This window comes from Mycobacterium sp. RTGN5, assembly GCF_033804465.1.
GTDB lineage: Bacteria > Actinomycetota > Actinomycetes > Mycobacteriales > Mycobacteriaceae > Mycobacterium.
Map to the genome: position 1 here is coordinate 23,577 of NZ_JAPZLA010000007.1, position 22,553 is coordinate 46,129.

The following is a 22,553-nucleotide window of genomic DNA, read 5'->3' on the forward strand; positions in this document are numbered from 1 at the left end:
GTCGGCGGGAGTAACCTGCGGGCCATGCGCAGAGGCGTTCACCGACGGCCCGCCCGGCGGCGCCTGTGAGCACACACATCGCCGTTATCGCGACCCTGGCGCTCGCGTTGCTGTTCAGTCCCGAGACGCTGGTCCTGGGACTCGTCGTCGCCAGCGACAAGGTGGTGCCGCGGCAGGCGACGTTCGCCTTCGCCGCGGGCGCGATCGCCGGCATCGCGTTCGCCACCGGCATCGGTGTGGGCATCGCGGCCCTGACCGGCGACCCTGACGCGTCGAGTGCTCACCACGCGTCCTGGCCCGGCTTCGTCGTACGACTGCTGATCGCCGCCGCGCTGCTGGCAATCGGGGTCAGACGAGCGCTCGGCGCCATCCGGCACAAACCGATCGCCGACGTGTCCAAACCCGAGCGCCCGCCGAGCAAGTTGCGGACCCGGCTCGTCGAACGCTTCCCCGGGCTGGATCCCAAAGCCGATCTGCCAGCGCGCCAACGGATTACCCGAGCCGGATTGGCCGGCTTCACCGTGTGTGGGCTGCACCCGAAGGTCTTCCCGATCGCCATTGCCGCCGGTCATCAGATTCTGGAGATCGGTGCTCGTGGCGAACGCACGCTCGGCGCTGTGGTGTTCGCGGTGATCGCCGTCATTCCCGCGCTGGCGCCGACGGTCATCGAGATTGTGCGACCGGGGGCCGCCGGAAAAATCAAGGACGGCTACGAGCGCATCATGAAGGTGCATGGGCGCTGGATCGTCGCGGTGCTCCTCCTGGCTGCCGCCGCCTTCGTGGCCCACAATGCGTTCGACCATATGCCGGGACGCTGACCGCGTGAGCCACCCGACCGACACCGATTCGGTCCGTCTGGGCGGGTTGCTCAGCGGTGTGCTGCTGACCCAGATCGTCAACAGCGCCGTGCATCTGGCGCAGCCGCTCCTGGTCGCCGACCTGTCCGGATCGTTGGGCAGTGCCGCGTTCTTCGCCGCCTTCGGCACCGGGGTCCACATGCTCGGCACCTTTCTGGGCGGTTGGCCGACCGATCGGTGGGGCGCCCGGCTGGTCCTGGTGTTCTCGACGCTTCTGCGGGGTGTCGTGCTCGCCGGCATTCCGCTCGCCATGGCGTTCGGGTTCGCCACCCTGCCCGTGGTGATGGGGTGCTACACGCTCGAGGCGCTGGTCCGCGGATATGTGGACACCGCCGTGCACACCGTTCCCCTCGACTTGGTCGGCCATCGTCGAGATCTGCTGGACCGGATCAACTCTCGCTACGAAGTGGCGTTCGAGGTAGGCGCGGTGGCCGGGCCGTTGATGCTCGGCGGTCTCATGGTGTGGGCGGACGGCATCGTCCCGCATATCGTGATCCCGATCGGCTTCGCCGTCTCGGCGGCGTGCTATCTGCTGATCCCGAAAACGACGGCGGCGGCGGCCGCGGCCGACACCAAGGCCCACGGCGGATCGTGGGCGGGCCTGAAATACGTTCTCGCCCATCCGTATCTGCTGCTCGTTGTGGTCGGGCTGATGGTGTTCCATCTCTACGAACTACGCAAGATCCTCAGTGCGTTCTTCGCCAAGGGGCTGCTTCACCATCCCGCCGCGGTCGGTCACATCGGGTCGGCGTTCGCGCTCGGCGGGGTGGCCGGTGCACTGCTGTACGCGATGACGCGGCACAAGAAAACGGGAATCGGCTGGGTGGTCGGCGGCGCGGTGGGAACGCTGGTGCTCGCGGTGGGCTGGATACCGGTGAACCTGCCCATCATGGTCGTTGCGGTGTTCCTGTTCGGTGTCAGCAATGTGTGTGCCCGACTGGTGCTGACCCGGTGGCGACAGGAACTGACTCCGCTCGAACACGCCGGCGGTGTCACGGCCGCGTCGGAGTTCGGCCGGACGGCTGTCTCAGTGGGCGTCAATAGTGCTGTGGGCGGGGCATTTTCGTCGGGCGCCAGCGTCTACGGCGCGTTCGGGATCGTGGGCGGCATGTTGGGGGTCTTCGCCGTCGCACAGTTGGCGCTGGCCCGGGTCTACGCGCGCAAGGGAAACCCGCAGCTGTAGGTCGCTGTAAATCTACGCCGCGTCGATCGTTACGGTCGCGGGATCCACCGTCGGCAGTGTGAGTTCCATGTTCGTCACGGTGACCTGACCCAGCGCCCCGACTGCTCGGTACGAGGCTGACGACCCGAACAACTGCACGGTCACCTTCTGGCCGGGCTTGAGCGTCTGCGCGACCATCTCCAGGTCGATGCTTGCGATCTGCTCGGTGCCGTCCAGCGTCACCAGGATCGGCGTGACCTGGTTGCCCAGTACCTGGCCGGTGGAGTCGTCGACGAGCTGGGCGTAGAGGTGGTTCCCGCTGCCGGTGCCTGAATACGTGAAGGTGAGGTGCGGGGCGCCGACGACGTAGGTGGTCGTCGTGACGGCCGGCGTCGTGAGGTTCAGCGAATTGATCGCCGGCGACGACCCGATGGGCAGCACCCCGAGCAGGCCGCCGGCTCCGAGGAAGGGCACCAGGTGCAGCACCCGGGTTTTGGTGCTGGTTGCGACGACCGGGGTGGCGGGCGTGAGGTCGTAGGACGCCGACGAAAGATGTTGGCCCCGTTGGTCAACCCACTCGAACTGCGGGCCGGTCGACACCGAGGTGTCGCCCTTGACGTACCGGTCGAGCCACTCGAGGGTGCGCTTCTCGATCAGCGTGCCGCCGGTGTTGAACAGATCGTTGGTGCACACGCCGTGCCCGCCGCAGAACCACAGCACCTTGGTCGGGACGTTACCCATCAGCACCTGCGCATTGGCGTTGGCTTCGGCCAGGGTGAACAGGGTGTCGACGGTGCCTTCGATCAGCAGTGTGGGAGTGGTGATCTGGCTCAGTAGGTAGTCGGGGCCGCGCTCACCCAGCAGGTCCTGGTCTGCCTGCGTCAGCATTCCGGTCAGGTCGCCGTAGATGGTGGCGGGAATGACCTTCGGGTTCACGCGGGCCAGTGTGGCCACCAATACGCCGGCGAGGATCGTTCCCCAGCCGCTCTTGAACGACTGGGACTTGTACAGCGCGGTGTTCAGGCTGTTCCACGCGATGGTGGGCACGATCGCGTCGACGCGGTGATCGATTGCGGCGGTGACCAATTGGATGCCACCGCCGTAGGACGCGCCCACCATGCCGATTTTGGGATCGAGGTCGGCGGGATCGCCGTCGAGCGCGACCTCCGGCTGGGTGGCGAGCCAGCTGATGATCGCCGACATGTCGCGTGCCTCGTAGTCCGGTGAGTCGATCTGCAGGGTGCCACCCGAGCTGTATTCACCGCGCGGGTCCCACGTCACCACGTTGTAGCCGGCATTGCGCAGGGCCAGGATGCTGGGCATGCCAAGCGCGTTGGTGAGCACGCCGTCCAGGAAGCTGCCGTCGATGCTGGTCATACCGGGCATTCCCAGTCCGGGCCCGTCCAGGATGGTCGGGGCCGGGACGCCGTTCTGCAGTCCGGTGGCAGGCATGAAGTGGACGTAAATCTGGTGGCCGTCGAACGACACGATCTTGACGTCGCGCGGCTGCGCGGCGTTCGGCGATGCGCCGGGTTGCACGGGGTAACCGAGCAGCGGATGCAGGATGTCGCCGAAGACCGGGATCTGGTGGATGAACGCCACGACCGGGGTGAACAGGAGCGGCCCGAGTACGGGGATGTGCTGCAGGAAGGCCAGGGGTGGTGTCTGCGGGATCGCGACGACGCCGGTCGGAATGGCGGGATCGGCGGCGGCGGTGACCGGAGCCGCGGCCGCAGTGAGGGTGCGCTGGGTCGTGGCCACCGACTCCCGCCGTGTTGCCGCGGCCAGCGCCAGCGTCACCGGGTTATCGACCGGTGCCGCCGGATTGTCCTCCGTGGTGCGCGCTTTGGTGACCGACCCCGTCGCGCCGTCGCGGGCCACGGCTCGAACCGATGCCGCCCGCGTGGCCTTGCTCGCCGTGGCGGTATCGGTCGTGGAGCGGGCGGCCGAGGACGGGCGCGCCGCGGCGGCGTGATGGGCCCCGGACGAGGAAGAAGAGGAATCCGATGAGTTGGACGGCGCGGCCGTGGCCTCTCCGGCTCCGGAGGCGATCGCCACCCCGATCCCCAGCGCTACCGCCAAACCACCGACCCGACCCACATACGCCGCTGCACCCATTCGTCTATAGGTAGCCTGACCTGCCCCGGTGTGTCTGGCAGTTCGTCCAAGTCGCGCCCAACTCTGACGGTTCCGTCAAAAAATGACACCCACGTTTGGGCTGCGATTCCCGGTCATCGGGCGTTTACTGCTTTTCATCCGCGGGTGGGAGCCCGCACCACACGCCGCGAGGGAGCCCGTAATGCCCACCGTCACCACATCGGACGGCGTCGAGATCTTCTACAAGGACTGGGGTTCCGGCCAGCCCATCGTCTTCAGCCACGGCTGGCCACTGACGGCCGACGACTGGGACGCCCAGATGACGTTCTTCCTCCAGAAGGGCTACCGGGTGATCGCCCACGACCGGCGCGGACACGGCCGCTCCGATCAGGTCGGCACCGGCAACGGTATGGGGCACTGGGTGGCCGACCTCGCCGCGCTGACCGAGCATCTCGACTTGCGCGACGCCGTGCATATCGGGCACTCCACCGGCGGCGGCGAAGTCGCCCGCTACGTCGCTCGCTACCAGGATCGGGTCGCCAAGGCGGTGCTGGTCGCCTCACTGACACCGAACATGGTGCGCAGCGAGTCCAACCCCGGCGGTCAGCCGCAGGAATTCTTCGACTCGGTTCAGGCGGGTGTGTTGGGTAACCGGGCGGAGTTCTACCGGGCGGTGCCGGAGGGTCCGTTCTACGGCTTCAATCGCCCGGGTGCCGAGCCGTCCGAGGCGGTCATCGCGAACTGGTGGCGGCAGGGCATGGCCGGCAGCGCCCAGGCCCACTACGAGACGGTGTTCTCCTGGCTGGAGGACTACAGCGAGGACCTGCGGAACATCACCGTTCCCGTTCTGGTGATGCACGGCGACGACGATCAGATCGTCCCGTTTGCCAGCTCCGTGCCCCGCGCCGTCGACCTACTCACGAACGGTTCGTTGAAGACCTACCCCGGCTACCCACACGGCATGCTGACCACGCACGCGGACGTCCTCAACCCCGACCTGCTGGCGTTCATCGAGTCCTGACCGGAGGCCCTCAGGTCAGCGGTTCGCCGCCGTCGATCTTCAACGTCACACCGGTCATGAAGGTGTTGGTCATCGCGAACAACACTGCATCAGCGACGTCCTCGGGTGTTCCGATCCGGCGGGCGGGATTACTGGCACTGACGTGGTCGAAATAGTCGCGCTTTCCCTCGTCACCGAGCGAGTCCCAGGCCCCGGTATCGATGACACCTGGTGAGATCGAGTTCACCCGTAACGGCGCCAATTCGACTGCCAGCGAGCGGGTGAGGAAGTCGACGGCGCCGTTGGTGATCGCCACCCCCAGGTAGCCGACGTTGACCTTGAACGCGTTGACGCCGGAGAACAACGCAAACGATCCGCCCGGATTCATATGCGGGGCAAAGTATTTGGCCAACATGGTTGGCCCGATCACCTTGGTATCGAACGACAGCTGCAGATCCGTGCGCTGCAGGTCGACGAGCTTTCCTCTGGCGCGCGCAGACGCCGTCGACACCACATGATCAACGGGGCCGACTCGCTCTGCCAGGGCGGCGATCGATGCGTCGTCGGTGACATCGACCGTCTCGGCGCTGATATCCGGATCGGAGTAGGTGCCGGCAAGCTTGTCCCTGTCGCGGCCTGCCACCACGACCCGTGCGCCTTCTGATCGCGCCCGCAGTGTGATTGCGCGCGCAATCCCACTGCCCCGACCGACCACGACAACTGTCTTGTGTTGCAACAGGTTACCCACTGAAGTCACTCCTGGGATCTTAGGTGGCTGCCCGGCGTCATCGCGATACTGGGATGAACAACCCAGAATATGCACAGCCCGACCACAGGGTCAACGTCTGGATCGGATGGCGATATCGATGCATAATGGGATATACAACCCAAAACAGCTCAGGAGGAATTGCTCATGGCGGCTGTTCATCATCGGTATGCCGTTGTCGACGGACATCGGCTGTTCTTCCGTGAAGCAGGGGACCCACAGGCGCCTGCGGTCGTTCTGTTGCACGGGTTTCCGTCCAGTTCGTACATGTTCCGTCACTTGATCCCCACTCTGGCCGACCGCTATCACGTGATCGCTCCCGACCATCTGGGCTTCGGACTCTCAGACGCACCACCCGTTGACGATTTCGACTACACATTCGACGCATTGAGCACGTTGACCGCGGGCCTGTTGCGCACCCTCGGTGTCGATCGTTACGCGATGTATGTGCAGGACTACGGCGCGCCGATCGGCTGGCGCTTGGCGCTGGACCGGCCGGACGCGATCACGGCGATCGTCACGCAGAGCGGTAACGGCTACGACGCGGGCTTCGTGGAGAGCTTCTGGAAGACGTTGTGGGACTACCACGCCGCACAAACGGCCGAGACCGAGGCGGCGGTGAGGCAGTTCTTCACTCTGGACGCCACACGATGGCAATACGTCACCGGTGTACCTGACGAGACACTGGTCGACCCGGAATCCTGGTATCACGATTACGCACTGATCTCGCGGCCCGGCAATGACCTGGTACAGCTCAAACTGTTCGGCGACTATGCGACGAATTCACCCTTGTACCCGCGGCTGCATGACTACTTCCGTGCGAGCGGGGTGCCCTTGCTCGCGGTGTGGGGCCGCGGCGACGAGATCTTCGGCCCGGCAGGTGCGCAGGCGTTTGCCGACGATTTACCCGACTCCGAGATCCACCTTCTCGACGGTGGGCATTTCCTGCTGGAGTCGGCACTGGAGGAGGTGGCCGGGCTGATGCGGGGTTTGCTCGACCGACACTTACCCACCAGCGGAGGCGTCTGATATGGGATTGGCTTGGCAGCAAGGGCCATTGGGCGCAGGGTCGGTGGGTCACTTCCTCACCCCGCAACCCATGCCCGAGCATGTGTTGTTCGCCGAGCCGCTGCGCAGACGCATGCGGGTGCAGTTCGGCGACCAGTGGATTGCCGACAGCGAAGATGTGCTGCTGCTTCACGAACCGGGCCGGTATCCGGTGGCCTACTTCCCGCAGGGTGATATCCAGCCCGGCGTGCTCGATCCCATCGATCGGGTCACCCAGCACGGTGAACTGGGCGATATGCGGTGGTTCACCGTCGGGTCGGGTGAGCGCGAGGCCCGCAATGCGGCATGGGAGCACACCGCGCTGCCGGACTATGCCAGCGTCCTCGCGGGCCGGGTGGCCTTCGCCTGGCGCGCGATGGATGCCTTCTATGAAGAGGACGAACGTATCGTCGGGCACGCAGCCGACGCCTACCATCGCATCGACATCCGCTCGACGTCCCGCCACCTCGTCGTGCGCGACGGTGATCGCGTGATTGCCGACACCCGAAGCCCTGTTGTCTTGTACGAGTCGGGTTTTGCGCCGCGCTGGTATGTCTCGCGCGACGACGTGACCGAATCCGCACTGGAACCCGCTGACGGACAGACGTTCTGCCCGTACAAAGGCCTGGCGAGCTACTACACCGTCGGCGACCGCGGGCGTGCTGCGTGGTCGTACCCCGACGCCTGGCCCGAGGTTGGACGGGTGCGCAACCTGGTGTCCTTCGAGCCCGACAAGATCGACGTCTACCTGGACGGCAAACAACTGCATCTCGAGCCCGGGCAGAACGTCCTTCCGCACGGCGTCGACCGCGGGCTCGATCCTGATGAAATCCTGCGCACAACACCGGCTTAGGGGGATGGGGTGAAGGCGCAGTTCGAAGTCGTCATACTGCCCGTAGCCAGCCCGGACGAGTCGCTGCGGTTCTACCGTGACCAGGTCGGCTTCGGCCTCGACGTCGACTATGCACCTGCACCCGAATTCCGGGTCGTTCAGTTGACACCCGAAGGCGCCACCGCCTCAATCCAATTCGGCGTCGGGCTGACCGACGCGCCGCACGGCTCTGTTCGCGGCCTGTATCTGGTGGTAGTCGACATCGAAGCGGCCCGAACGGAATTGATCGATCGCGGCGTTGCCGTCAGTGAGATCCGGCACAAGCGCACCGATGGTGGATGGCGCGGCGGGTTCAGCCCCGGCGTCGACCCACGCCGTGCCGACTACGCCAGCTTCGCCGACTTTCGGGACCCGGACGGCAACGAGTGGGTCTTACAGGAACGCGGTCACCACCATTGAAAACCATGACGTACCAAATGAATCGGAGCGAATGAGTATGCAATCGGACGGACGCGAGTTGGACGTGATCGTGATCGGGGCAGGCCCGGTCGGCCAGACGTTGGCCGCGCGCGCTCGCTCTGCCGGGCTCTCGGTGGCGGTCGTCGAACGGGAACTGGTCGGAGGGGAGTGTTCGTACTGGGGGTGTGTGCCGAGTAAGGCCTTGCTGCGCCCGGTGCTCGCGGTGTCGGATGCCCGTCGGGTAGACGGTGCTCGCGCTGCGGTCAGTGGATCCATCGATCCTGCAGGGGTTTTCGGCCGCCGCAACCGCTACGTGACCGATTGGGACGACACCGGACAGGCCGATGCGTATGTGACGGGAATCGGTGCCGAGTTGGTGCGGGGCCACGGCAGGCTGGCCGGACCGCGCCGGGTCGCCGTCGCCAGAGCCGACGGTGAGGCGGTGACGCTCACCGCCCGCCATGCGGTGGCGATCTGCATCGGCAGTGGCGCCGTTCTGCCCGTCATCCCCGGCATCGCCGAGGCACTTCCGTGGACCAACCGCGAGGGCACCGACAGCAGCGCGGTGCCCGGCCGGCTCGCGGTGGTCGGCGGGGGAGGGGTGGCGGTGGAGCTGGCGACGGCATGGCACGGCCTCGGCTCGTCGGTCACCATGCTCGTGCGCGGCTCGGGCCTGCTGCCGCGAATGGAGCCCTTTGTCGGCGAGCTTGTCGGCCGCGGACTCGCCGAGGCCGGTGTGGACGTGCGGGTCGGCGTCGAAGTCGCCACGCTGCGCAGGCCGGGCGGCGCCGGACCGGTGACCCTGGTCCTCGATGACGGCGACAGCATCGAGGTCGACGAGGTTCTGTTCGCCACCGGTCGCAGGCCGCTGACCGACGACATCGGCTTGGACTCCGTCGGCCTGACCCCGGGCAGCTGGCTGGACGTCGACGACACCTGCCGGGTGCGCGACATCGAGGAGGGGTGGCTGTACGCCGCAGGCGATGCGAATCACCGGGCGCTGCTGACTCATGAGGGCAAGTACCAGGCGCGGATCGCCGGCGCGGTGATCGGGACCCGCGCCGCCGGAGCGCCCGTGGACGAAAGGCCATGGGGTGCGCACGCAACCACTGCCGACCACCATGCGGTGCCGCAGGTGTTCTTCACCGACCCGGAGGCGGCAGCCGTCGGGATCACCGCCGCGCAAGCCGAACAGGCCGGGCATCGGATCCAGGTTGTCGACATCGAGATCGGCGAGGTGGTGATGGGCGCCAAGCTGTACGCCGACGGCTACGCCGGCCGGGCCCGCATGGTGGTCGATCTCGACCGGGATTATCTGCTCGGAGTGACATTCGTCGGCCCGGGCGTCTCCGAGCTGCTGCATTCCGCGACGATCGCCGTCGCCGCGCAGGTTCCGATCGATCGGTTGTGGCACTCCGTTCCGTGCTTCCCCACGATCAGCGAAGTGTGGTTGCGCCTACTGGAGAAGTTCCGCGACACCCGCGCCGACTAGGCGATCAGCTGGTGCTCACTCGGGCCGGCCCCAGGCTGACGGGAAGATGTTTCACTCCGTGCAGCAGCGTGCTGTTGTTGAGCGTCGGTGTGCCGGCGAGGGTCAGCTCGGGGAATCGGTCGAACAGGGCGCGGAGACCGATCTGGAGTTCCATGCGCGCCAGCGCTGCGCCAAGACATACGTGAATCCCGTTGCCGAAGCCGAGATGTTCGCGGGCGTTGCTGCGCGAGGCGACGAAGTCGTCGGGCCGATCGAAAAGGCCTGGATCGCGGTTCGCGCCACCGGCGAGAAGAAAAATCGCCTCACCCTTCTTGATCAGGTGGCCGTCGATGCGCAGTGGTTCGGTGGCAACCCTGACGGTCATCTGCAGGACCGAGTCGTAGCGCAGCACTTCCTCAACCGCGTTGGGCCAGCCCTCAGGATCTGCCTGCAGACGAGCCAGCTGCTCGGGATGACGGACGAGGGCTACGACCGCGTTGCCGAATGCGTGGGCGGTGGTGATGAACCCGGCACCCAGCAGCAGACCCGCGAACATCTTGATCTCCATGTCGGTCAGATCACCGTCCTCCAACACCATCGACAGGATGCTGTCGTCCGTGTCGCTTCGGCGGAGCCGCTCGATATGCATGCCGAGGTAGTCCTCGAACTCGTCCAACGCCTCGGCTGCGGTCCGAAAGTCGCGCCAGGACGGCGAGGTGCTGCTGATCAGTTTGGTGCCAGGATCCGCGAACCGGTAGAGGTGCTCAAGCTCGCTGTGCGGAACCCCGAGCATCTCGGCGATCACCGCGATCGGAATTCTCATGGCGAAATCGGCGACCAGATCGCAGTCGCCTTGCCCGTCAAGACCATTGAGTGCCTCGTCGGTGATTTCCTGGATGCGATCGTGAAGGTCGTCGATCGCCCGCGGCTTGAATGCCCGCGACACCAGGCGCCGCAAGCGGGAATGCTCGGGTGGATCGAGGACGAGGATCGATGGCGGTTCGACAGGATTCATGACCTGTGGATCGGTTTTGGCGACGATCCACTGGATAGCCCGGAACGGCGACCGGTCCCGCTGCTTGACGGTCCGGAACCTGCCGTCACGAAACACCTCACGCACGATCTGGGCATCGGCGGTGGCCCACCCGCTTCCGCCGAGGACCGGTGAGATGCGCCCCCGCTGACGTATCTGCTCAATGAGCCGGTTGGCGTTCTCGGGGTGTCTGCTGTCGATGACCAACTGGGCAAACGGATCGCCCGTGCGTGCGAGCAATTTCAGCGTGGCGCGGGGGATGCCGTACCCCATCAGCCAATGCGAACGCTCTCTGATGCCTGATCTCATGAGCTCGGCCCCTGTCGGTCAGTGAGCACGACGCTAGCAGTGGAGCGGGCGGTATAGCCGTCAACGATGCGGTTGGAACGGGGTCGGGAACAAATCCGGAATCACCGCCGTTGACCGTCCTGACAACTTGAGTGAGCCCGACTCAACTCTGGCTTGACAACCACGCATCAGCGGGGGCAGTCTTGAGCCTGGTTCGCTCAGATCCAAAGACGTAACTATCAGGAGGATTCATCATGGCTCGTGCGGTCGGCATCGACCTCGGGACCACCAACTCCGTCGTGGCGGTACTGGAGGGTGGCGACCCTGTCGTCGTCGCCAACTCCGAAGGAGCCCGTACCACGCCGTCCGTGGTCGCCTTTGCGCGCAACGGCGAAGTGCTGGTCGGCCAGCCCGCCAAGAACCAGGCGGTGACCAACGTCGACCGGACCATCCGTTCGGTGAAGCGACACATGGGCACCGACTGGTCCGTCGAGATCGACGGCAAGGACTACACCGCTCAGGAGATCAGCGCCCGTGTGCTGATGAAGCTGAAGCGGGACGCCGAAAGCTACCTCGGCGAGGACATCACCGACGCGGTCATCACTGTGCCCGCGTACTTCAACGACGCCCAGCGTCAGGCCACCAAGGAGGCCGGCCAGATCGCCGGCCTGAACGTGCTGCGCATCGTCAACGAGCCGACTGCCGCCGCCCTGGCCTACGGCCTGGACAAGGGCAGCAAGGAACAAACCATCCTGGTCTTCGACCTCGGTGGCGGTACCTTCGACGTTTCGTTGCTGGAGATCGGCGACGGCGTCGTCGAGGTCCGCGCGACCTCGGGTGACAACCACCTCGGTGGCGACGACTGGGATGACCGGATCGTCGAATGGCTCGTGGACAAGTTCAAGGCCACCAGCGGCATCGACCTGACCAAGGACAAGATGGCCATGCAGCGGCTTCGTGAAGCCGCCGAGAAGGCCAAGATCGAGCTGAGTTCCAGCGGAAGCACCTCGATCAACCTGCCCTACATCACTGTCGACGCCGACAAGAATCCGCTGTTCCTCGATGAGCAGCTGACCCGCTCGGAGTTCCAGAAGATCACCCAGGATCTGCTCGACCGCACGCGTGCGCCGTTCCAGCAGGTGATCAAGGACGCCGGCATCTCGGTGGGCGATATCGACCACGTGGTGCTGGTGGGTGGTTCCACCCGTATGCCCGCAGTCTCCGAGCTCGTCAAGGAGATGACCGGCGGCCAGGACCCCAACAAGGGCGTCAACCCCGACGAGGTCGTCGCCGTGGGCGCAGCCCTGCAGGCCGGCGTGCTCAAGGGTGAGGTGAAAGACGTTCTGCTGCTTGACGTCACTCCGCTGAGCCTTGGTATCGAAACCAAGGGTGGCGTGATGACCAAGCTGATCGAGCGCAACACCACGATCCCGACCAAGCGGTCGGAGACCTTCACCACGGCCGACGACAACCAGCCGTCGGTGCAGATCCAGGTGTTCCAAGGCGAGCGCGAGATCGCGGCGCACAACAAGCTGCTCGGCAGCTTCGAGCTGACCGGCATCCCGCCGGCCCCGCGCGGTGTGCCCCAGATCGAGGTCATCTTCGACATCGACGCCAACGGCATCGTGCACGTCACCGCCAAGGACAAGGGCACCGGCAAGGAAAACACGATCAAAATCCAGGAGGGCTCCGGCCTGTCCAAGGAAGAGATCGACCGGATGATCAAGGACGCCGAAGCGCACGCCGACGAGGATCGGAAGCGTCGCGAAGAGGCCGACGTCCGCAACCAGGCCGAGTCGCTGGTCTACCAGACGGAGAAGTTCGTCTCTGAGCAGCGTTCCGCCGAAGGTGGGTCGAAGGTTCCCGAGGACACCTTGACCAAGGTCGAAGCCGCGGTCACCGAGGCTAAGACGGCATTGGCCGGCACCGACATCGGTGCGATCAAGTCGGCGATGGAGAAGTTGGGCCAGGAGTCTCAGGCTCTTGCTTCGGCGATCTATGAGAACACTCAGGCTGACCAGGCCGCGGATGCCTCAGGCCGCCCGTCTGACGACGACGTCGTGGACGCCGAGGTCGTTGACGACGACGATGTCCAGGAGAACAAGTGAGCGAAGGTCGCGAGGACGAACCGGTAACTGTCACCGACAAGCGCCGAATCGACCCCCAGACCGGAGAAGTTCGCGAGCCCTCCGGCCCGGCCCCCAGTGGGTCGGTGCCGGAGGCTCCGAGCGCCGGTGGGGAGCAGGCCGACAAGGTTGCCGAGCTCACCGCTGATCTCCAGCGGGTACAGGCCGACTTCGCCAACTACCGCAAGCGCGCACTGCGCGATCAGCAGGTGGCCGGTGAACGTGCCAAGGCCACGGTGGTGAACCAGCTGCTCCCAGTGCTCGACGACTTCGACCGCGCCCGCAGCCACGGCGACCTGGAAACCGGTCCGCTGAAATCGGTCGCCGACAAGCTGACGGCCGCCTTGGCCGGACTGGGCCTGACGGCCTTCGGTGCCGAGGGTGACGAGTTCGACCCGTCCCTGCACGAGGCAGTGCAGCACGAGGGCGAGGGCTCCAAGCCGGTCATCGGCACGGTGATGCGGCAGGGCTACAAGCTCGGCGACCTCGTGCTGCGGCACGCGCTCGTCGGGGTGGTCGACACCGTCGACGATGGGTCCGCGGCACAAGCCGGGACGGCCGACACGCCCGTCAACGGCGGGCAGAGCGGCGCACAGAACGCAGAATCGAACTAACACGATGACGAACGGTGAGAGGAGGTGACGCGGCATGGTTCAACGAGAATGGGTTGAGAAGGATTTCTACAAGGTGCTCGGCGTCTCCTCCGACGCCAGCGAGGACGAGATCAAGCGGGTGGCCCGCAAGCTGCTCGCGGAGAATCACCCGGACCGCAACCCGGACAACGCCACAGCCGACGACCGCTACAAGGAGGTCGGCGAGGCCAGGGATGTGCTGACCGATCCGGCCAAGCGCAAGGAATACGACGAAACCCGGCGGATGTTCGCCGGCGGCGGCTTCGGCCGTCGCGGCAACGGCGGCGGCGGTGGGTTCGGCGGATTCAGTAGCTACGGCGCCGACGGCGGCGAGTTCAACCTGAACGATCTGTTCGACACCGCCGGCCAGACCGGCGGCACGAACATCGGCGACCTGTTCGGTGGTCTGTTCGGGCGCGGCGCCCCGCCGCGACCCAGCCGGCCGCGGCGCGGCAAGGACCTGGAGACCGAGACCGATCTCGACTTCCTGGAGGCGACCAAGGGTGTCGCCATGCCGCTGCGCCTGACCAGCCCTGCCCCGTGCACGAATTGCCATGGCAGCGGCGCACGTCCGGGCACCAGCCCGAAGGTGTGTCCGAACTGCAACGGCTCCGGGGTGATCAACCGTAACCAGGGTGCGTTCGGGTTCTCCGAGCCGTGCACCGACTGCCGGGGGAGCGGCTCGATCATCGAGCACCCCTGCGACGAGTGCCACGGCACCGGGGTGACCACCCGGACTCGCACGATCAATGTCCGGATCCCACCGGGCGTCGAGGATGGTCAGCGCATTCGGCTGGCCGGTCAGGGTGAAGCCGGGCTGCGCGGTGCGCCGTCAGGTGACCTGTATGTCACCGTGCACGTGCGGCCGGACAAGGTGTTCGGCCGTGACGGCGACGACCTGACCGTGACGGTTCCGGTGAGTTTCACCGAACTGGCCTTGGGCACAACGCTTTCCGTTCCCACTCTGGAGGGCAAGGTCGGTGTGCGGGTGCCCAAGGGCACCTCCGACGGCCGGATCCTGCGGGTGCGCGGGCGCGGCGTGTCCAAGCGCGACGGCGGCCATGGCGACCTGTTGGTCACCGTCAAGGTCGCGGTGCCACCCAACCTCGAGGGCCAGGCGCTCGAGGCGCTGGAGGCCTATGCAACCGCGGAGCGGGTGAGTGGCTTCGACCCCCGTGCTGGATGGGCGGGTAATCGGTGATGGCTTCGTCAGAAGAGACTCGAACGTTTTTGATTTCGGTGGCCGCCGAGCTGGCCGGTATGCATGCGCAGACGCTGCGCACCTACGACCGGCTCGGTCTGGTCAGCCCCCGGCGCAGTTCCGGTGGCGGACGGCGGTATTCGGAACGTGACGTCGAGCTGCTGCGCGAGGTGCAGCGGCTTTCCCAGGACGAGGGCGTCAACCTGGCCGGCATCAAGCGGATCATCGAACTGACCAATCAGGTCGAGGCGCTGCAGTCGCGGGTCGAGGAGATGATGCGCGAGGTGGAGTTGTTGCGCGCCAACCAGCGTCGTGATCTGGCGGTCGTGCCGAAGAGCACGGCGCTGGTGGTCTGGAAGCCGCGCGCGAGCCGCTAACTCTCTGCGCCGAGATCGACGAAATGGTGCGAATTACTCGCACTTTCGCGCCCGTTTGTCGGTTTGGGCGCAATCAATCCACGCGGATGGTGAATACCGCGGTGGCAGGCTGGCCCTGTGTCGCCGTTCGGTAGGCACCGGTGCGCAGTGAGTTGGCCGGTGCGGTCATCGGCTCGATGGCGACGAGATCGTCGTTGGCGGGGGCGAAGATCTGTGCCGCCGAGAATCCCTGGTCGTAGACCACCTCGATGCGGCGGTCACCGCCGGCGAGGGTGAACACCGCGCCCTGCGGCACTTCGTCGAAGCCGTCGTCAAAGGTCTTGTCGCCCAGCTTCTCCGAGTACGCCGGCCATTCCTGAGTCCCACCGGTCGGGATGCCTCGGTCGTCCAGCGCGAGATGCTGCAGCCGCGGAGTGTGCAGTGTCCACTCCGACCGTGGGACTCCGGCAATGGTGAAATACGGGTGGAATCCGTAGCACAGCGGCACCGCCACCGCAGTCGTCGGCGTCACCGTCGTCTGCACCGTGAGCGCGCGGTCGGCCAGCGTGACATCGAGGGTGAGCACGTGCGGGAACGGGAAGCTGGCCAGCAAGCCCGGGTGGTTGCCGAAGTTCACGTCGGCGGTCAGCCGGTTCTCGGATTGTTCGGTGACCAGCCAGCTCGGGTAGGCCGCGAGCACGCCGTGCATCGGCAATCCGTTCGTGTCGGTGCGCACACCGCCAACCCCGGTCGTCAGCGTCACGGCTCCACCGTCGACGTCATATCCGTTGGCGCTCAGTCGATTAGCCCACGGATACAGGATGGGGATGCCGAACGTCTTGGCGTCCGACAGGTAGGCGCCCAGCCCGCGGCGCTGCCCAAGCAGTTCCACACCGTCGTCGGATAGCGACGTGCAGACCATCCCCGCCGACGGCACATACGTGGCGGTCAGGGGTGAGGACGGATCGCGTAGGACAACGGACGGCAGCGGGGCCATCGTCGGAGTCTATCGGCGCGGTGGGGACAGAACGCCCTCGCGATGGGCCCGTTCCAGATTGGCCATCACGCGGTCCACCACCGTTGCGTAGGCGGCACCGTTGTTCAGGATGTCGTCACGACCTTGATGGCGCAGGTAGGTGTCGAGGCGCCGCTCCAGCGTCCAGTCCCAGTAGGTCCGTCCGGTATAGGGCGAGCAGAGAAACTCCCACGCGATGGCGTCGAGTTCGTGGACGTCGGTCTTGGCCAGACCAGCAGACGTCATCTCTGCGCCCCTCACTGCCACCCCCTCGAGCAATATTGGTCCCAATCGCGACCGATGGGAAGGGGCAAATTCAGATTGGGTCGTGCTGGATGCGCTCGGGCGGTGCGCCTTTGGCGACCAGCGCGTCGTAAGTGGCGCGGACCATGGCGGGGCCGCCGCAGATCAGGATCTGGCGATCGCCCCATGCCCCGTATTTGGTCACCACATCGGGGAGTCGTCCGGTCTGGCGCACATGCAGGCCGCGAGGTGGCTGGACGTCGGGATAGTCGGCCGCCCAGGGCGGGTCACCGGCGTACTCCGACACCGGTGACACCGACAGCCACGGGTTGGAGGCAGCGATCTCCCACAGGGTCCGCAGGTCGTACAGCTCGCAGGGATAGCGGGCGCCGAAGAACAGGTGAACCCTGGGGTTCTCGCCGAACCGGCACAGGTCCATGATCAGCGCGCGCAGCGGCGCCAGCCCGGTGCTGCCCGCCACCATCAGCACGTCCTCGCCGTCGCGGTCCACCTCCATCGCGCCGTGCGGACTGGACAGCCGCCACCGGTCGCCGGGCCGGGTTTCGGCCACCATCGAATTGCTGACCATGCCACCGGACACCGCGCGCACGTGGAACTCGATGAAGCCGTCCGGGTCGGCAGGCATGGCGGGCGAGAGGAACCGCCAGCGTCGCGGCCATTGCGGAGCCTGGACGGTGACGTACTGGCCCGGGTGGTAGGGCATCGGCCGGTCCAGGTGCAGGCGGACGACGGCGATATCGCGCGAGACCCGGTGGTGTTCCACGACGGTGCCGTCCCACCATGCCGGCCCGTCCTCGGCATCGGCCGCGCCGGACATGATGCCGGTGATCAGGTTGATGGCCTGGGTGGCGGCGTCGTCGACCTCGCTGGTCCAGCTGTCGATCAGATGGCTGCGCATCGTGGAATACCAGGCCCGCCGCATGCTGTCGTAATGCCGTTCGGTGACACCGTATTTGCGGTGGTCGCGGCCGAGCTGCGCGAGGAAGGCGACCGGGGCCTGGGCGCGCTGGGCCACGAACTCGCCGAACACCCAGTGCATGGCCTGGCCGAACGCCGTCCGCTGGGGTGCGAGCTCGGGCGGGAACAGGTCGCGCACTTCGGCGTCGAGGGCGAACCACCGGGTGTAGATGCGGCGCAGCAATTCCTCGGCGTCGGCCTCGGGTGCGCCGGAATGCTCGAAGGCAGCCTGCAGCACCCGAAGCGCGTCACGATCCTCGAGGCCCACGGCCGCGATCTTAGGCCCGTCGGCTACAGGCCGTGGATGCCCTTGTAGAGCACCATGACACCGATGACGACCAGGATCACGGCGACCAGCGTCGCGTGCTGGGCCTCCATCCAGTTCTTCAGCTTGGTCAGCGGTTCATCGAGTCGGTCGCCGGCGATCAGGTAGGCCAGCACCGGCAGCGCCACCGAGGACGCCGCGACGGCGGTGAACACCGCGTCGGCCGTCCACGCACCGGTGGTGCCCAGGCCCGCTGACCCGATCGCCAAACCCGCTGCGGCACACATGAACAGGACCTTGGGGTTGATGACCACCAGGACGAGGGCGGTGCCGAAGGCGCGCGCGGGGCCGATGGTGGTCATCGATGTCAGCCAGCCAGGAGTGTGTTCCGAGCGCTTGCGGGTGAACCACCGGTAGAGCCCGAACACGATCAGGCCCGCGCCGATCGCGATGCGTACGTACGGTGCCCACGTCGGCTGTGTGTTGAGGCCGCCCAGAGCGTTGGACACCAGCACGAACCCGGCGGTGAGTCCGCCGATGCCCAGCACCCAGCCCAGCAGGAACGCCATGCTGGTGGGCCGCGGCGAGGGCGTGTGCAGCATCAGAATGCCCGGGATGATCGTCAGCGGCGACAGTGTGATGACGAGTGCCAGTGGGATCAGTTCGGTCAGTTCCGAGCCAAGACCGGTCGTCACAGGTGCCTCCCGGCGCTAGTCGGACAACGTGCGGCCCACGGCTGACCGTACTATCTCTGCCCGTGGGCATGGATGCCGACGAGGAAACGGGTGACGACGGCCGCGACGGCCAGCAGAACACCTTGATCTACGTCTCCGGGGTAGCGGCACTCGTGCTGCTCGTGATGCTGGTCTACGCGGTCATGGACACCGCGGACAGCTCGCAGCGGCACGACGGCCCGGTGTCATATGCACCGGCGATCAGCACCACGTCGACGACCACCTCGCGTACGTCGACGAGGACCACCACGACGAGGTCGACACGGGTCTCGACCACCGAACTGAACCCCACCTCCGGGCCGCCGCCGTCGCCTTCAGAGACCGCGGGCGAGCTCACGGTTCCGCCCGAAACGGATTCCTCCACGCCCACGCCCACGACGACGGTGACGATGACCAACCCGTATGCCACCACGTCGGCCCCGAATGCGGGCCATACCTAGGGGTTTTTCAGTTCCGCAGTGACCATGTCGAAGCCGCCGGTCTGCCAGGCCTTCATGAAGTCGTCGAGCGGCATCGGGAACCCCTGTCCGTTCTGCACGCTGCTGTCGTTGACGTAGATGGCGTTCTTAGCCAGGTCGACGCTGATCACGAGGAGGGCATGGTCGGCGGTGGCCGCCTCAAGGTTCGCGGGCGACTTGTTGAAATAGCGCCGCTGGTAGGCGTTCCACATGACATCGGCATTGGCGGCGACGATGACGGCCTGGCCCTGTTGCAGCGCCGTGAACAGGGCTTGCTTGGCCACCTCGTCCTGGCCCTTGAGGTATTTCGTGTAGTCGGCGTTGACGCCGTTCTCGTTCAGCAGGGTGACGGCGTCCACGAGGCTGACACCGCCCACTGCCGGGTTGTACATGTTTTTCCCGTACGAGACCCCGCTGGGAGTGGTGGACGCGCGGTCGACCAACTGCTGTGCCAGGGCGCGGATGTCCTCCGGCGCGGTGATGCCCTTGAGCTGGCTGATGGCGGCGGTGCTGGCCATCAGCGTGCACGTGCCCTTGAAGCCCCGTTGGTAGAAATAGCTCTGTTGAGTCCAGTACGGGAAATTGGCGGTGTAGTCGCCGTACTGGTTGTCTGCGGGCGTCGGCGGCTCGATGACATCGGGCCTGGCGACGCCGAGGACGCGGGCCAGATCGAAGGTCAGGTCGGAGAGGTTGTCCTGCGCCACGTCGAGCTGGTTGATGAAGGCTTGCGAGATGCCGCCGAAGAACTGTTGGGAAGTGGGAAGTGACCACACCAGCCGGGTCGTGCTCGGTGGCGGCGGAGGGGTCGAGGGGGAACTCGCCAGCTGGGCGGTGACGAGCTGGTAACTCCAGGTGCCCCACGCCGCCTTGAAGTCGTCGATGCTCATCGTCAAGGCTTGCCCGTCAGCTGCCCGGGTCGGATCGTTGACGGTCACCGTGCCGTTGACGTTGTCGACGCCGATCACGATGACTGTCTTGCCGTTCGGATCGGTTCTGCCGTCGATGGGTCCGTTGATGGTCGCAATCATCACCTTGGACGGATCCTGCAACCCGTTGGTGAGGGCGTTGAACGCGAAGCTCCACTGATCGCTGCCGTACTTGCGGATGATGACCCGAACGTTCTTGTCCTGCAGCAGTTCGAAGCTGTCGGCGAACTGGACGAACGTGGAGGGACCGACGTAGATCATCTTGCCGGGGTTCGACACGCTTGGGGTGACCTTGGCCAGGTCGAGGAACTCTTGGAAGTTGGGTACGGTCCCGGAGAGTTGCGCGTATGCCATTGCGACGGTGGTGATTGACGACGTGACGTAGGCCTCGGCGGGCACGAAGAACTGCTTGTTGAGCGTCGGGTTGCCGTACGGCAGCGCCTTGGTGATGACCTCACGCGAGAAGCCCAGGATGTGCTCGACGTCGGCGCCCAACACCTCGAGACTGTCTCGAACCCCGTGGACCTGGTTGGTCACGGTCACCTGAATGTTGTAGACGAATTGCTGGAGGTCGCGCAGGATCTGGTCCGGCGTCGGCACGACTGGTGCGGCCGCCGCGATGGCCCGCCGTGCGACGACCGGAGTCGTCGTGTTTTCGGCGGCCACCGATGGTGTTGTGGTAGCGATGCTTTCGCGACTCTGGCTCGCCGAGACGGCGCTCGAGGTGCTGAGGGTGTCCGACGAGTTGGTCTTGCGCGGCCGGTTCGGCTTCGTGGTGGACGAGGCGGCGCGGCTGCGCGCGCCGGTGGACTTGGTCGACGACGCTTTGACGCTTGACGATGCCGACGGGCGCGACCCATCCGACGCCGAACTGCTGGTCGAGGACGCGCCGTGGCTGCCAGCGGTATCGGCGGCCGCGACGGCGGCTCCGCCGATCATCGCCGCGCCCATGCCCAGGGTCATCACTCCGGCGCCGAGCCATATCCGTGGGCTGGGCGCACGCCGACTCGCGGCACTGTCACATCGATCGAATTCGTCGCGGTAATCCATCACGGCCGCCCCCCGGTCTTGGCGTGTACGAAAGTGCTAAAGCGCATCGGATGTTAGCTGGTGGTCCGTTGAATTGACTAGGGCCGGGTGGCTGAAGTTGGGTAGCAACGGCGGGTGGGACACTGAACCCATGCGACCTGCGCCGCTGGCATTTGCTGGCATGACGTCGCCACCGAATACCGGACGAACCTAGGACTCATGAGCGCAGCGACCGTCGTCACGATCTTTCATCCGTCCGATCACCCCGGGGACTTCACGGTATGGGCCGGCGAGTTGCGCGCGACCGCCCCCGAGTCGACCGATTTCCGGATCTCCGTGCTGCATGATCCGCACCTGGATTGGGGAATCGCGGTGACCTTCGCCAACGCGCGGGCCCTGCATCAGTGGCTGGACAGCGCCGCGCGCCAACGGTCACTGAGTGCCGGTCGGCAGAGTGGAATACTCTGTGCCACAGCAGATATGGTGATCGGCGAAGACGGCGGTGTGCCGTCGGGGGTGGGGTTCTTCCGGCACGCAGTAGCGCCGGGTCGCGCGGACGAATTCGTGGCGGCGGAGGCACGGCTGGCCGAGGTGAGCGTGGAGTTCAGCGGCTTCGAAGGGTGCTGCACCTTCGCGCCGGCCACCGGCGGTGAGGCGTTCGCGGTGCTGCGGTTTCGCACCGAACGCCAACTCGGGACGTGGCTGGAGTCCCCGGAGCGGTTGGAGGCGCTCGGGCCTCTTCGATCGAGCCTGATCCGTGAGTTCTCGCTGGTGTCCTCGACGACGACGTTCGGTAGCACGGTGCGTACCGAGAACGGCCACACCGCGGTCACGCCGAACTGGAAGACCGCGATGCTGATCCTGTTGGTGCTCTATCCGACGGTGATGCTGCTGTCGCGGTTCCTTGGCCCGGTCCTCGACAACGTTGGGGCCCCACCCTGGCTGACGATGTGGCTGAGCCAGGTCGTCAGCGTCATTGCGTTGCAGTGGGCGCTGATGCCGTGGGCTGGCCGGTGGTTCCGGCGCTGGCTCGACCCGATCGACGGCGCGGGAATTCGCATCAGCGTCATGGGGGCAGGCGTGCTCGTCGTCGGCTACCTGGTGACCTTGGCTGTGTTTGCGGCCGTGCGGTGGCTGCAGTACTGGGATTTCTCGCATACCTAGATGCGCCGCAGCGTCCAGGCCGGGACCCAGTGCGTCACCGCCTTGTGGTGGGCGCCGTGGGCGATGTCGTAGGTGACCAGGCCCCACCAATCGCCCTGCTCGCACAGCCCCCAGCAGGACAGCGCGCCCTTGACGACCTTGTGCATCTGCAGACCGTGCGGGTGATAGCGCCCTGACCGGTGCGGTTGGCGGGGGAACAGTACCGTGAGGTCGATCAGCACCGGGATCGGTGGGCGGACCAACCGGAACGGGTCCCGGACGGGTTGCCCGGTGTAGCCGATCGATACCCGCTCCACCATCATTCGATCATATGTTCGAATGATCCAGGGCGATCGCCAGTCGTCGCGAAAATTAATCCGGAAAGTTAAAGTTGAGCGGAACAGACTCAACCTTGACGATGTTGAAGAAGACGAC

Annotated in this window: 23 protein-coding genes; 14 read left to right on the plus strand and 9 right to left on the minus strand. The window is 66.0% G+C overall.

Features of this window, described 5'->3' with window-relative positions; translation table 11 throughout:
• Positions 1-65 precede the first annotated feature (65 nt).
• Complete coding sequence (locus SLQ31_RS25740; RefSeq protein ID WP_319436977.1) at positions 66-818, plus strand: GAP family protein; 753 nt, start codon at positions 66-68, stop codon at positions 816-818.
• A 4-nt stretch (positions 819-822) separates the two neighbouring features.
• On the plus strand, positions 823-2,040 hold the full coding sequence (locus SLQ31_RS25745) for an MFS transporter (protein ID WP_319436978.1): 1,218 nt from the start codon (positions 823-825) through the stop codon (positions 2,038-2,040).
• 12 nt (positions 2,041-2,052) lie between these two features.
• Here the strand turns inward: SLQ31_RS25745 and SLQ31_RS25750 are convergent, their stop codons facing one another.
• Positions 2,053-4,137, minus strand: a complete 2,085-nt coding sequence (locus SLQ31_RS25750; protein ID WP_319436979.1) for an alpha/beta hydrolase — start codon at positions 4,135-4,137, stop codon at positions 2,053-2,055.
• Positions 4,138-4,318: 181 nt separating this feature from the next.
• Here SLQ31_RS25750 and SLQ31_RS25755 point away from each other — a divergent pair, with 181 nt between their 5' ends.
• Positions 4,319-5,137: an alpha/beta hydrolase gene (locus SLQ31_RS25755; protein ID WP_319436980.1), complete on the plus strand. Its 819-nt coding sequence runs from the start codon at positions 4,319-4,321 to the stop codon at positions 5,135-5,137.
• Positions 5,138-5,147: 10 nt separating this feature from the next.
• Here the strand turns inward: SLQ31_RS25755 and SLQ31_RS25760 are convergent, their stop codons facing one another.
• Positions 5,148-5,873, minus strand: a complete 726-nt coding sequence (locus tag SLQ31_RS25760; RefSeq protein WP_319436981.1) for an SDR family oxidoreductase — start codon at positions 5,871-5,873, stop codon at positions 5,148-5,150.
• 156 nt (positions 5,874-6,029) lie between these two features.
• Between SLQ31_RS25760 and SLQ31_RS25765 the strand changes: the two genes are divergently transcribed.
• The 4 genes from SLQ31_RS25765 to SLQ31_RS25780 are packed head-to-tail and all read left to right on the plus strand — an operon-like array spanning position 6,030 to position 9,712.
• Positions 6,030-6,911 (plus strand): alpha/beta hydrolase, encoded by an 882-nt coding sequence (locus tag SLQ31_RS25765; protein ID WP_319436982.1) that lies wholly within the window; start codon positions 6,030-6,032, stop codon positions 6,909-6,911.
• Between the two features lies 1 nt (position 6,912).
• Positions 6,913-7,782 (plus strand): DUF427 domain-containing protein, encoded by an 870-nt coding sequence (locus tag SLQ31_RS25770; RefSeq protein ID WP_319436983.1) that lies wholly within the window; start codon positions 6,913-6,915, stop codon positions 7,780-7,782.
• Positions 7,783-7,791: 9 nt separating this feature from the next.
• Complete coding sequence (locus tag SLQ31_RS25775) at positions 7,792-8,220, plus strand: VOC family protein (RefSeq protein WP_319436984.1); 429 nt, start codon at positions 7,792-7,794, stop codon at positions 8,218-8,220.
• Positions 8,221-8,251: 31 nt separating this feature from the next.
• On the plus strand, positions 8,252-9,712 hold the full coding sequence (locus tag SLQ31_RS25780) for an NAD(P)/FAD-dependent oxidoreductase (protein WP_319436985.1): 1,461 nt from the start codon (positions 8,252-8,254) through the stop codon (positions 9,710-9,712).
• A gap of 4 nt (positions 9,713-9,716) precedes the next feature.
• Here the strand turns inward: SLQ31_RS25780 and SLQ31_RS25785 are convergent, their stop codons facing one another.
• Positions 9,717-11,033, minus strand: coding sequence for a cytochrome P450 (locus SLQ31_RS25785; protein WP_319436986.1), 1,317 nt, complete (start codon positions 11,031-11,033; stop codon positions 9,717-9,719).
• Between the two features lie 233 nt (positions 11,034-11,266).
• Between SLQ31_RS25785 and dnaK the strand changes: the two genes are divergently transcribed.
• From dnaK to SLQ31_RS25805, 4 genes are read left to right on the plus strand one after another with little or no spacing between them, the layout of a single operon-like run.
• Complete coding sequence (gene dnaK, locus SLQ31_RS25790) at positions 11,267-13,120, plus strand: molecular chaperone DnaK (RefSeq protein ID WP_319436987.1); 1,854 nt, start codon at positions 11,267-11,269, stop codon at positions 13,118-13,120.
• Positions 13,117-13,752: a nucleotide exchange factor GrpE gene (gene grpE, locus SLQ31_RS25795; protein ID WP_319436988.1), complete on the plus strand. Its 636-nt coding sequence runs from the start codon at positions 13,117-13,119 to the stop codon at positions 13,750-13,752. Before dnaK ends, grpE begins: the two co-directional genes overlap by 4 nt.
• A gap of 34 nt (positions 13,753-13,786) precedes the next feature.
• Positions 13,787-14,971, plus strand: coding sequence for a molecular chaperone DnaJ (gene dnaJ, locus SLQ31_RS25800; RefSeq protein WP_319436989.1), 1,185 nt, complete (start codon positions 13,787-13,789; stop codon positions 14,969-14,971).
• The gene (locus SLQ31_RS25805) at positions 14,971-15,348 is read left to right on the plus strand and encodes a heat shock protein transcriptional repressor HspR (RefSeq protein ID WP_319436990.1); all 378 of its coding nucleotides are present in this window, start codon (positions 14,971-14,973) and stop codon (positions 15,346-15,348) included. Before dnaJ ends, SLQ31_RS25805 begins: the two co-directional genes overlap by 1 nt.
• Positions 15,349-15,421: 73 nt before the next feature.
• On the opposite strand, the gene SLQ31_RS25810 is transcribed toward SLQ31_RS25805, so the two are convergent.
• From SLQ31_RS25810 to SLQ31_RS25825, 4 genes are all read right to left on the minus strand, one after another.
• Positions 15,422-16,324 (minus strand): aldose 1-epimerase, encoded by a 903-nt coding sequence (locus SLQ31_RS25810; protein ID WP_319436991.1) that lies wholly within the window; start codon positions 16,322-16,324, stop codon positions 15,422-15,424.
• Positions 16,325-16,333: 9 nt separating this feature from the next.
• Complete coding sequence (locus SLQ31_RS25815; RefSeq protein ID WP_319436992.1) at positions 16,334-16,588, minus strand: hypothetical protein; 255 nt, start codon at positions 16,586-16,588, stop codon at positions 16,334-16,336.
• Between the two features lie 70 nt (positions 16,589-16,658).
• Positions 16,659-17,831, minus strand: coding sequence for an FAD-binding oxidoreductase (locus tag SLQ31_RS25820; protein ID WP_319436993.1), 1,173 nt, complete (start codon positions 17,829-17,831; stop codon positions 16,659-16,661).
• A gap of 23 nt (positions 17,832-17,854) precedes the next feature.
• The gene (locus SLQ31_RS25825) at positions 17,855-18,523 is read right to left on the minus strand and encodes a GAP family protein (protein ID WP_319436994.1); all 669 of its coding nucleotides are present in this window, start codon (positions 18,521-18,523) and stop codon (positions 17,855-17,857) included.
• Positions 18,524-18,585: 62 nt separating this feature from the next.
• On the opposite strand from SLQ31_RS25825, the gene SLQ31_RS25830 reads away from it, so the two are divergent.
• Positions 18,586-19,002: a hypothetical protein gene (locus SLQ31_RS25830; protein WP_319436995.1), complete on the plus strand. Its 417-nt coding sequence runs from the start codon at positions 18,586-18,588 to the stop codon at positions 19,000-19,002.
• Here SLQ31_RS25830 and SLQ31_RS25835 read toward each other — a convergent pair.
• The gene (locus tag SLQ31_RS25835) at positions 18,999-20,612 is read right to left on the minus strand and encodes a hypothetical protein (protein ID WP_319436996.1); all 1,614 of its coding nucleotides are present in this window, start codon (positions 20,610-20,612) and stop codon (positions 18,999-19,001) included. The two genes, SLQ31_RS25830 and SLQ31_RS25835, sit on opposite strands and share 4 nt — an antisense overlap.
• A 19-nt stretch (positions 20,613-20,631) precedes the next feature.
• Here SLQ31_RS25835 and SLQ31_RS25840 point away from each other — a divergent pair, with 19 nt between their 5' ends.
• Positions 20,632-20,991 (plus strand): hypothetical protein, encoded by a 360-nt coding sequence (locus SLQ31_RS25840; protein WP_319436997.1) that lies wholly within the window; start codon positions 20,632-20,634, stop codon positions 20,989-20,991.
• A 203-nt stretch (positions 20,992-21,194) separates the two neighbouring features.
• Positions 21,195-22,139, plus strand: a complete 945-nt coding sequence (locus tag SLQ31_RS25845) for an antibiotic biosynthesis monooxygenase (protein WP_319436998.1) — start codon at positions 21,195-21,197, stop codon at positions 22,137-22,139.
• Here the strand turns inward: SLQ31_RS25845 and SLQ31_RS25850 are convergent.
• Complete coding sequence (locus SLQ31_RS25850) at positions 22,136-22,438, minus strand: hypothetical protein (RefSeq protein ID WP_319436999.1); 303 nt, start codon at positions 22,436-22,438, stop codon at positions 22,136-22,138. The two genes, SLQ31_RS25845 and SLQ31_RS25850, sit on opposite strands and share 4 nt — an antisense overlap.
• Positions 22,439-22,553 lie beyond the last annotated feature (115 nt).

Excerpts from the sequence above, each read along its gene's own strand:
- SLQ31_RS25850 (WP_319436999.1), bottom strand. The coding sequence starts at position 22,438 with ATGGTGGAGCGGGTATCGATCGGCTACACCGGGCAACCCGTCCGGGAC.
- SLQ31_RS25845 (WP_319436998.1), top strand. The coding sequence starts at position 21,195 with ATGAGCGCAGCGACCGTCGTCACGATCTTTCATCCGTCCGATCACCCC.
- SLQ31_RS25810 (WP_319436991.1), bottom strand. The coding sequence starts at position 16,324 with ATGGCCCCGCTGCCGTCCGTTGTCCTACGCGATCCGTCCTCACCCCTG.
- SLQ31_RS25840 (WP_319436997.1), top strand. The coding sequence starts at position 20,632 with ATGCTTTCGCGACTCTGGCTCGCCGAGACGGCGCTCGAGGTGCTGAGG.
- SLQ31_RS25755 (WP_319436980.1), top strand. The coding sequence starts at position 4,319 with ATGCCCACCGTCACCACATCGGACGGCGTCGAGATCTTCTACAAGGAC.
- SLQ31_RS25780 (WP_319436985.1), top strand. The coding sequence starts at position 8,252 with ATGAGTATGCAATCGGACGGACGCGAGTTGGACGTGATCGTGATCGGG.
- dnaJ (WP_319436989.1), top strand. The coding sequence starts at position 13,787 with ATGGTTCAACGAGAATGGGTTGAGAAGGATTTCTACAAGGTGCTCGGC.
- SLQ31_RS25765 (WP_319436982.1), top strand. The coding sequence starts at position 6,030 with ATGGCGGCTGTTCATCATCGGTATGCCGTTGTCGACGGACATCGGCTG.
- SLQ31_RS25815 (WP_319436992.1), bottom strand. The coding sequence starts at position 16,588 with ATGACGTCTGCTGGTCTGGCCAAGACCGACGTCCACGAACTCGACGCC.
- dnaK (WP_319436987.1), top strand. The coding sequence starts at position 11,267 with ATGGCTCGTGCGGTCGGCATCGACCTCGGGACCACCAACTCCGTCGTG.
- SLQ31_RS25770 (WP_319436983.1), top strand. The coding sequence starts at position 6,913 with ATGGGATTGGCTTGGCAGCAAGGGCCATTGGGCGCAGGGTCGGTGGGT.
- SLQ31_RS25785 (WP_319436986.1), bottom strand. The coding sequence starts at position 11,033 with ATGAGATCAGGCATCAGAGAGCGTTCGCATTGGCTGATGGGGTACGGC.
- SLQ31_RS25805 (WP_319436990.1), top strand. The coding sequence starts at position 14,971 with ATGGCTTCGTCAGAAGAGACTCGAACGTTTTTGATTTCGGTGGCCGCC.
- SLQ31_RS25750 (WP_319436979.1), bottom strand. The coding sequence starts at position 4,137 with ATGGGTGCAGCGGCGTATGTGGGTCGGGTCGGTGGTTTGGCGGTAGCG.